This window comes from Stenotrophomonas sp. 3diitr2024, assembly GCF_042136455.1.
Classification (GTDB): Bacteria; Pseudomonadota; Gammaproteobacteria; order Xanthomonadales; family Xanthomonadaceae; genus Stenotrophomonas; species Stenotrophomonas sepilia.
In genome coordinates this window covers 1-8,228 of sequence record NZ_JBHHMJ010000755.1, presented here as the reverse complement: position 1 = coordinate 8,228, position 8,228 = coordinate 1, and the positions used below count along the sequence as shown (strand labels likewise).

At 64.0% G+C, this 8,228-nt stretch carries 9 protein-coding genes; 1 reads left to right on the top strand and 8 read right to left on the bottom strand.

What is annotated here, in order from left to right:
• Positions 1 to 80 precede the first annotated feature (80 nt).
• The 8 genes from atpD to ABGA94_RS19880 all read right to left on the bottom strand — a co-directional run bounded on the left by atpD (position 81) and on the right by ABGA94_RS19880 (position 6,761).
• A complete protein-coding gene (atpD, locus tag ABGA94_RS19915; protein ID WP_005419510.1) occupies positions 81 to 1,487 on the bottom strand; it encodes a F0F1 ATP synthase subunit beta in 1,407 nt (468 codons plus the stop codon).
• A gap of 37 nt (positions 1,488 to 1,524) precedes the next feature.
• Positions 1,525 to 2,388, bottom strand: coding sequence for a F0F1 ATP synthase subunit gamma (gene atpG / locus ABGA94_RS19910; protein ID WP_005411129.1), 864 nt, complete (start codon positions 2,386 to 2,388; stop codon positions 1,525 to 1,527).
• Between the two features lie 97 nt (positions 2,389 to 2,485).
• Entirely contained in the window at positions 2,486 to 4,033 is a 1,548-nt protein-coding gene (atpA, locus tag ABGA94_RS19905) for a F0F1 ATP synthase subunit alpha (protein WP_005419511.1), read from the bottom strand.
• A gap of 44 nt (positions 4,034 to 4,077) precedes the next feature.
• Positions 4,078 to 4,605 carry a F0F1 ATP synthase subunit delta gene (locus tag ABGA94_RS19900; RefSeq protein WP_005411131.1) on the bottom strand — a complete coding sequence of 176 codons (528 nt, stop codon included), beginning with the start codon at positions 4,603 to 4,605 and terminating at the stop codon, positions 4,078 to 4,080.
• A gap of 2 nt (positions 4,606 to 4,607) precedes the next feature.
• On the bottom strand, positions 4,608 to 5,078 hold the full coding sequence (locus ABGA94_RS19895; RefSeq protein ID WP_005419512.1) for a F0F1 ATP synthase subunit B: 471 nt from the start codon (positions 5,076 to 5,078) through the stop codon (positions 4,608 to 4,610).
• Between the two features lie 106 nt (positions 5,079 to 5,184).
• A complete protein-coding gene (atpE, locus tag ABGA94_RS19890; protein ID WP_005411133.1) occupies positions 5,185 to 5,490 on the bottom strand; it encodes a F0F1 ATP synthase subunit C in 306 nt (101 codons plus the stop codon).
• Between the two features lie 73 nt (positions 5,491 to 5,563).
• Positions 5,564 to 6,364: a F0F1 ATP synthase subunit A gene (gene atpB / locus ABGA94_RS19885; RefSeq protein WP_010481316.1), complete on the bottom strand. Its 801-nt coding sequence runs from the start codon at positions 6,362 to 6,364 to the stop codon at positions 5,564 to 5,566.
• 31 nt (positions 6,365 to 6,395) lie between these two features.
• Positions 6,396 to 6,761, bottom strand: coding sequence for a hypothetical protein (locus ABGA94_RS19880; protein ID WP_014648497.1), 366 nt, complete (start codon positions 6,759 to 6,761; stop codon positions 6,396 to 6,398).
• Positions 6,762 to 7,217: 456 nt separating this feature from the next.
• On the opposite strand from ABGA94_RS19880, the gene ABGA94_RS19875 reads away from it, so the two are divergent.
• On the top strand, positions 7,218 to 8,036 hold the full coding sequence (locus ABGA94_RS19875) for a hypothetical protein (protein WP_061479888.1): 819 nt from the start codon (positions 7,218 to 7,220) through the stop codon (positions 8,034 to 8,036).
• Positions 8,037 to 8,228: the final 192 nt, after the last annotated feature.

The window sequence follows — 8,228 nt, the reverse complement described above, 5'->3', positions numbered from 1 at the left end:
CCACGGGGGGGGCCCACCGGCGCGGGCGGTTGCCCGGCGCCGGCGTCAGGTCGGGCAGGATCGCTCCCGCCCGTCCCGGATCAGGCCTTCTCGGCCATCTTCTTGGCCTTCTCGACCGCTTCTTCGATGCCGCCGACCATGTAGAACGCCTGCTCCGGCAGGTGGTCGTACTCGCCATCGACGATGGCCTTGAAGCCACGGATGGTGTCCTTCAGCGGCACGTACTTGCCCGGCGAACCGGTGAACACTTCGGCCACGTGGAACGGCTGGCTGAAGAAGCGCTCGATCTTACGGGCGCGCGACACGGCCTGCTTGTCCTCTTCGGACAGTTCGTCCATGCCCAGGATCGCGATGATGTCCTTCAGTTCCTTGTACTTCTGCAGGGTCTGCTGGACGCGCTGGGCGGTGTCGTAGTGCTCGTGGCCGATCACCAGCGGATCCATCTGGCGGCTGGTGGAGTCCAGCGGATCGACGGCCGGGTAGATACCCAGCGAGGCGATCGAACGCGACAGGGTGACGGTCGAGTCCAGGTGGGCGAAGGTGGTCGCCGGCGACGGGTCGGTCAGGTCGTCCGCGGGAACGTAGACGGCCTGGATCGAGGTGATCGAGCCGTTCTTGGTCGAGGTGATGCGCTCCTGCAGGACGCCCATTTCCTCGGCCAGGGTCGGCTGGTAACCCACCGCGGACGGCATACGGCCCAGCAGTGCCGACACTTCGGTACCGGCCAGGGTGTAGCGGTAGATGTTGTCGACGAACAACAGGACGTCCTTGCCCTTGCCGTTTTCGTCCTTCTCGTCGCGGAAGTACTCGGCCATGGTCAGGCCGGTCAGCGCGACGCGCAGGCGGTTGCCCGGCGGCTCGTTCATCTGGCCGTACACCATCGCCACCTTGTCCAGGACGTTGGAGTCCTTCATTTCGTGGTAGAAGTCGTTGCCCTCACGGGTACGCTCACCCACGCCGGCGAACACGGACAGGCCGCTGTGCGCCTTGGCGATGTTGTTGATCAGCTCCATCATGTTGACGGTCTTGCCGACGCCGGCGCCGCCGAACAGGCCGACCTTGCCGCCCTTGGCGAACGGGCACATCAGGTCGATGACCTTGATGCCGGTTTCCAGCAGCTCGGTGGCCGGGGACTGGTCTTCATACGACGGCGCAGCGCGGTGGATTTCCCAGTTGTCGCTGGCAGCGACCGGGCCGGCTTCGTCGATCGGACGGCCCAGCACGTCCATGATGCGGCCCAGGGTGCCCGCGCCGACCGGCACCGAGATGCCGCGGCCGGTGTTGACGGCAACCAGGTTGCGCTTCAGGCCGTCGGTGGAACCGAGGGCGATGGTACGCACCACGCCGTCGCCCAGCTGCTGCTGGACTTCGAGGGTGATCTCGGTGTTTTCGACCTTCAGTGCGTCGTACACCTTCGGCACCGATTCACGCGGGAATTCGACGTCGACGACCGCGCCGATGATCTGAACGATCTTGCCCTGACTCATTGCTGCATCCTCTAATGTGTGCTTTGAACGAACGCGGTCAGACTGCTGCCGCGCCGCCGACGATTTCGGAAATTTCCTGGGTGATCGCTGCCTGGCGCGCCTTGTTGTAGACGAGCTGCAGGGTGCCGATCAGCTTGTTGGCGTTGTCGCTCGCCGCCTTCATCGCGACCATGCGTGCGGCATGCTCGGAGGCGACGTTTTCCAGCAGTGCCTGGTACACCAGCGACTCGATGTAACGCGTCATCACGTGCTCCAGCACGGTCGCGGCATCGGGTTCGTACAGGTAGTCCCAGTCGTGGTGAGCGACCTGCTTCTCAGCCGGCGGCAGCGGCAGCAGCTGATCGAAGCTGGCCTTCTGCACCATGGTGTTCACGAAGCGGTTGTAGACCAGGTACACGCGGTCGATCTTGCCTTCGGTGAAGGCGTCGAGCATGACCTTGATCACACCGATCAGCGATTCCAGCTTCGGCACGTCGCCGATGTGGGTCACGCTGCCGACCATGTTGACCTTCACGCGGCGGAAGAAGGTCGATGCCTTCTGGCCGATGGTCACCAGGTCCACTTCGGCACCCTTGTCCTGCCATGCCTTGGCTTCGCCCAGCATCTTGCGGAACAGGTTGTTGTTCAGGCCGCCGGCCAGGCCGCGATCGGAGGAGATCACGATGAAACCGACCCGCTTGACCTGCTCGCGCTCGACCAGGAACGGATGCTGGTAGTCGGTGCTGGCCTGGGCCAGGTGACCGATCACCTGCTTCATCGCCTGCGCGTACGGACGCGAGGTCTTCATCCGATCCTGCGCCTTGCGGATCTTGGAGGCCGAGACCATTTCCAGGGCGCGCGTCACCTTGCGGGTGTTCTGCACGCTCTTGATCTTGGTTTTGATTTCGCGTCCGCTTGCCATCTCTTGTTTCCCGTGGCGCGGGGCTGATGCCCCGCGTTGTTCAACCGTTTGTCATCTGGTCCAGCGGAGCCTGGGGCTCCGCTCTACAGGACCGCGATTACCAGCTGCCGGTGGTCTTGAACTCGGCGATGCCCTTCTTGAAGGCACCTTCGATGTCGTTGTCCCAACCGCCGGTAGCGTTGACCTTGCTGATCAGCTCGCCCTGGGTATTGGCGAAGTGGGCGTGCAGGCCTTCTTCGAACGCCAGCAGCTTGTTGACCGGCACGTCATCGAGGTAGCCCTCGTTGACGGCGTAGATCGACAGCGCCTGGTTGGCGATCGACATGGGCGCGTACTGCTTCTGCTTCATCAGCTCGGTGACGCGCTGGCCACGCTCCAGCTGCTTGCGGGTCGCTTCGTCCAGGTCCGAGGCGAACTGCGCGAACGCAGCCAGCTCACGGTACTGGGCCAGCGAGATACGGATACCGCCCGACAGCTTCTTGATGATCTTGGTCTGGGCCGAGCCACCGACGCGCGACACCGAGATACCGGCGTTCACGGCCGGGCGGATGCCGGCGTTGAACAGGTCGGTTTCCAGGAAGATCTGGCCGTCGGTGATCGAGATCACGTTGGTCGGAACGAAGGCGGACACGTCGCCGGCCTGGGTTTCGATGATCGGCAGCGCGGTCAGCGAGCCGGTCTTGCCGGTGACCTTGCCTTCGGTGAACTTCTCGACGTATTCCTCGGACACGCGGGCAGCGCGTTCCAGCAGGCGCGAGTGCAGGTAGAACACGTCACCCGGGTAGGCTTCGCGGCCCGGCGGACGCTTCAGCAGCAGGGAGATCTGGCGGTAGGCGACGGCCTGCTTGGACAGATCGTCATACACGATCAGCGCGTCTTCGCCGCGGTCCATGAAGTACTCACCCATGGTGCAGCCCGAGTAGGCGCTGATGTACTGCATGGCAGCCGATTCGGAAGCGGTCGCGGCCACCACGATGGTGTGGGCCAGCGCGCCGTTCTCTTCCAGCTTGCGCACGATGTTGGCGATGGTCGACGCCTTCTGGCCGATCGCAACGTACACGCACTTGATGCCGGTGCCCTTCTGGTTGATCACCGCATCGATCGCCATGGCGGTCTTGCCGGTCTGGCGGTCACCGATGATCAGCTCGCGCTGGCCACGGCCGATCGGGATCATCGAGTCGACCGACTTGTAACCGGTCTGCACCGGCTGGTCGACCGACTTGCGCCAGATCACGCCCGGAGCAACGCGCTCCACCGGAGCGGTCAGGTCGGTGCCCAGCGGGCCCTTGCCGTCGATCGGCTCGCCCAGCGCGTTCACGACGCGGCCCAGCAGTTCCGGACCGACCGGCACTTCCAGGATGCGGCCGGTGGTCTTGGCGACGTCGCCTTCGCGCAGGTGCTCGTAGTCACCCAGGACCACGGCGCCGACCGAGTCGCGCTCCAGGTTCAGGGCCAGGGCGAAGGTGTTGTTCGGCAGTTCGATCATTTCGCCCTGCATCACGTCGGCCAGACCGAAGATGCGCACGATGCCGTCGGACACGCTGGTCACGGTGCCTTCGTTGCGCGATTCCGCGGCCAGCTTGACCTTCTCGATGCGGTTCTTGATCAGTTCGCTGATTTCGGAGGGGTTGAGCGTGGTTGCCATCGTCAAGTCCTAGTGCCGGCAGCGGGGCCGGACGTTAAATGAATTCAGTTAGCGAGCGCGGTCTGCAGACGGGCCAGCTTGCCCTTCAGCGAACCATCGATGACCACGTCGCCGGCGTCGATCACGGCGCCGCCGATCAGCGAAGCATCGACCGCAGTGGTCACGTCGACCTCGCGGTTGAAGCGCTTGCGCAGCGCGACCTTGATCGCGTCCAGCTCGCCGGCCGACAGCTCGGCAGCCGAGGTGACGGTGGCCTTGACCACGTGCTCGGCTTCGGCGCGCAGGGCGTCGAACATGCCGGAGATTTCCGGCAGCAGCGGCAGACGATGCGATTCGGCCAGGATGGCCAGGAAGCGCGAGTAGGTCTCGCCGTGGGACACCGGCGCCAGCAGGGCGACGGCGTCGTCACGACCCAGCTCCGGGTTGGCGAGCAGGGCCGCCACGCGCGGGTCGGCGGCGACGTGGGCGGAGAACGCCAGGGCGTCCGACCACGGCGCGAACGCGCCTTCGTCGCGCGCGGTCGCGAACGCGGCGCGGGCGTACGGGCGGGCAAGCGTGAGGGCCTGGCTCATCCTTAGATCTCCGAGGCCAGCTCGTCGAGCAGCGCCTTGTGGGCGTTGGCGTCGATTTCGCGCTTGAGCAGCTTTTCGGCACCGGTCACGGCCAGCGCGGACACCTGCTTGCGCAGATCTTCACGGGCACGGTTGGCGGCGGCGTCGATTTCAGCCTGGGCCAGTTCCTTCTGACGGGTGGCTTCGGTGATCGCTTCGTTGCGGGCAGCATCAACGATCTGGTTGGCACGCGCATGGGCCTGATCGATGATCTCGTTGGCCTTGGTGCGGGCTTCCTTCAGCGCTTCGTTGACCTTCTCCTGCGCCTGGGCCAGATCTTTCTGGCTGCGGTCGGCAGCAGCGAGGCCTTCAGCAATCTTCTGCTGGCGCTCTTCGATCGCGTTCATCAGCGGCGGCCAGATCTTGGTCGCGATGATCCAGATCAGACCAGCGAAGGCCAGCGCCTGCGCAAGAAGGGTGAAATTGATATTCATGGTTAGCTCGATCGCTGGTTTCGGGGTGGACGCGCCGCCGAAGCGGCACATCCGGCCTTCATCCGAAACCGGGTGCATCAGCACCCGGTCGTCTCAAACCGCTGTATCAGCCGGCCAGAGCCTTGGTGACGGCGCCAGCGAAGGCAGCCGACAGCGGGTTGGCGAAGGCCAGCAGCAGGCCAACGGCGACCGAGATGATGAACGCGGCGTCGATCAGGCCGGCGGTGATGAACATGCGGACCTGCAGGACCGGGATCAGTTCCGGCTGGCGGGCGGCCGACTCCAGGAACTTACCAGCCATGATGGCCAGACCCAGACCGGCGCCCAGCGCGGCCAGGCCGATCATGATGCCGACGGCAAGGGCGGTGGAGCTCTGAATCTGCGCGAAGTTGGTCAGGACGGCGAAGTACATGGTTATCTCCAGGAACTTAAGTTGCTAAGGGTGATGAAACGGATGAAGGTTGAAACGCGTTGAAGCTTGAAACTCAGTGAGCGTCTTCCGACAGGCTCAGGTACACGATCGACAGCATCATGAAGATGAAGGCCTGCAGCGGGATCACCAGCAGGTGGAACAGCATCCAGCCGAGGCCGAACACACCACCGGCAATGGCACCGAAGAAACCGGCACCACCCAGCACCCAGATCAGCAGGAACACGATTTCGCCGCCGAACATGTTGCCGAACAGTCGCATCGCCAGCGAGATCGGCTTGCTCAGCCACTCGACGATGTTGAGGATCAGGTTGAACGGCATCATCCACTTGCCGAACGGCGCCGTCAGGAATTCCTTGATGAAGCCGCCCAGGCCCTTCGACTTCAGTGCGAAGAACAGCATCAGGAAGAACACGCTGATGGCCATGCCCAGGGTGGCATTGACGTCAGCGGTCGGCACCGGCTTCCAGTAGTGCACGCCCACCCATTCCAGCGGCTTGGCGATGAAATCGGCCGGGATCATCTTCAGCAGATTCATCAGCAGAATCCAGAAGAAGATGGTGATGGCGATCGGCGTGACCAGCTTGCTCTTGCCGTGGTAGGTGTCCTTGGCCTGGCGGTCGACGAACTCCAGGCAGATCTCGACGAAGGCCTGCCACTTGCCCGGCACGCCGGCGGTGGCCTTGCGGGTGCCCAGCCAGAACGCGACAACGATCACCAGGCCCATCAGGACCGCGGTGAGGAAGGTATCGACGTGGATATGCCAGAACATACCCTCACCCTTGCCGACCGGCGCGGTCAGGTTGTGCAGGTGATGCTGGATGTAGCTGGTAGGGGTTAGAGCCTCGCCCGCCATGTGTCCGGAACCTTCAGTTAATTGAATTCTGTCAACGCCTGGCCATCGCCAGGACCTGGAACATCAAGCCGACGGCGATACCGGCCAACAGCGCCAATGCAGGCAGCTTGAAGACCAGGAACCCCACCAGCAGGACGCCGAAAACCACGACCCACTTGGCCACGATCGCAATGATCAGGCGAGCCATCGCCGATCCTGCGGCCACCGCACCCCCCCCCAGCGCCATCCTTGCCGCCACCCAGCCACCGGCCGAAATGGCCACACCGGACGCCAGCGCGCCGAGGGCATATTTCGGACCGACCAGCAGGAAGGCCAGGGCCAGGACAGCGACCGCGGCCAGCGGGTAGACCGCGGCGCGCAGCATCAGTCGCCGACCCGCATCAACGGAGTTCAGCACAGGACGTCCCGCGTGGTTGCAAGTGGAAGGCTGAGGCGGCTACAGCAGGGAGGCCTCATCGAGCCGCCAAATTATAGCAATGGGACAATTTGCGAGACAACCGCTGCCTGTTCATCCCGGGAAGCCGCAAGTTGCGGTAACGGTTACATTTTTGCGTACCACCCGGGGGACAATGACGTCCGCATGATGCTGCACCGCAGTATTGAACTTTGGTCGCAGGCGAGGAACTTTCGCCGGATGCGCGGGTCCGATCTTTCGACCTGCCTGCAGCATCCTCGTCGGCTCCACCCCGCAGGTCCCACGATGGCCCCGAAGCCCGTCTCCGGGGCCATCTTTTTGCATCGTCGCGACAGCACTGAACCGTGCACATGCCGTGGACCATACGTTCACGGATGGTGGACGGGCCTGTCCGGCACAGTGGTCTTCATTCTGATGAACCACTGCAAGGACTCTTCGATGCGCCCCGTACCCACCCTGCTCGCTCTCTCCCTGCTCGCCGCCGGCGCCTCGTTCGCCACCGCCGCCCACGCCGCCGAAGGCGACGACCGCTTTGCCCTGCGCCTGGGTGCGATGAACATCGACTCGGACAACACGCTCCGCGGCAAGACCAATGTCGCCGGGCAGGACATCGGTTTCTCCGAGGACTTCAAGCTGGGTGGCAAGGAGTGGGAGCCGCGCATTGACGGCATGTTCCGCATCAGCAACCGCCAGCGCCTGCTGTTCAACTATTTCAAGTACGACAAGGACCGCCGCGAGACCCTCGGCCAGGACATCTCCTTCGGTGACGTCAACGTGCCGTCCGGCAGCTTCGTCAAGGGCGAACTGAAGTACCAGGTGGCCAGCCTGGTCTATGACTACTCGGTGGTGGACACCGATACGTTCGACCTCGGCCTGCAGCTGGGTGCCGAGTACGCCAAGGTCAGCACCAAGGCCTACGCCGACCTCGGCACCGTGTACGAAGGCCAGTTCCTCAACGAGAAGACCGACGGCGTGGCGCCGGTGGTCGGTGCGCGATTGAGCTTCACCCCGTCCGAGAAGTGGATGATCACCCTGCAGGGCCAGTACCTCAACACGCGCTGGGGCAGCTTCGATGACTACAAGGGCGATCTGAGCCGCGCCAACGCCATCGTCGATTACCGCTTCACCAGGAACTTCGGTGTGTTCGCCGGCTACGACTGGTTCAAGCTCGATGCGGACAAGAAGGGCAGCGACGGCACCATCGGCCTGAAGCAGGAGTTCAAGGGCCCGGTGGCCGGCGTCAGCTTCGTGTTCTGACACCCGCCCCTTCCACGGCACTCTCTCTCCTGGCGCGGCCTCCGGAACATCGGGGCCGCGCTTTTTTGATTGCACGGTCAAGCAGAAGCGGGTTGGTCGAGCGCGGGGGGCAGAGGGGCTTGCGTGCGAATGTCCCCCGGCGCCGGCCTGCGGCCGTCACCTCCTCCTTTACTTCGCACGCAAGCCCCTCTC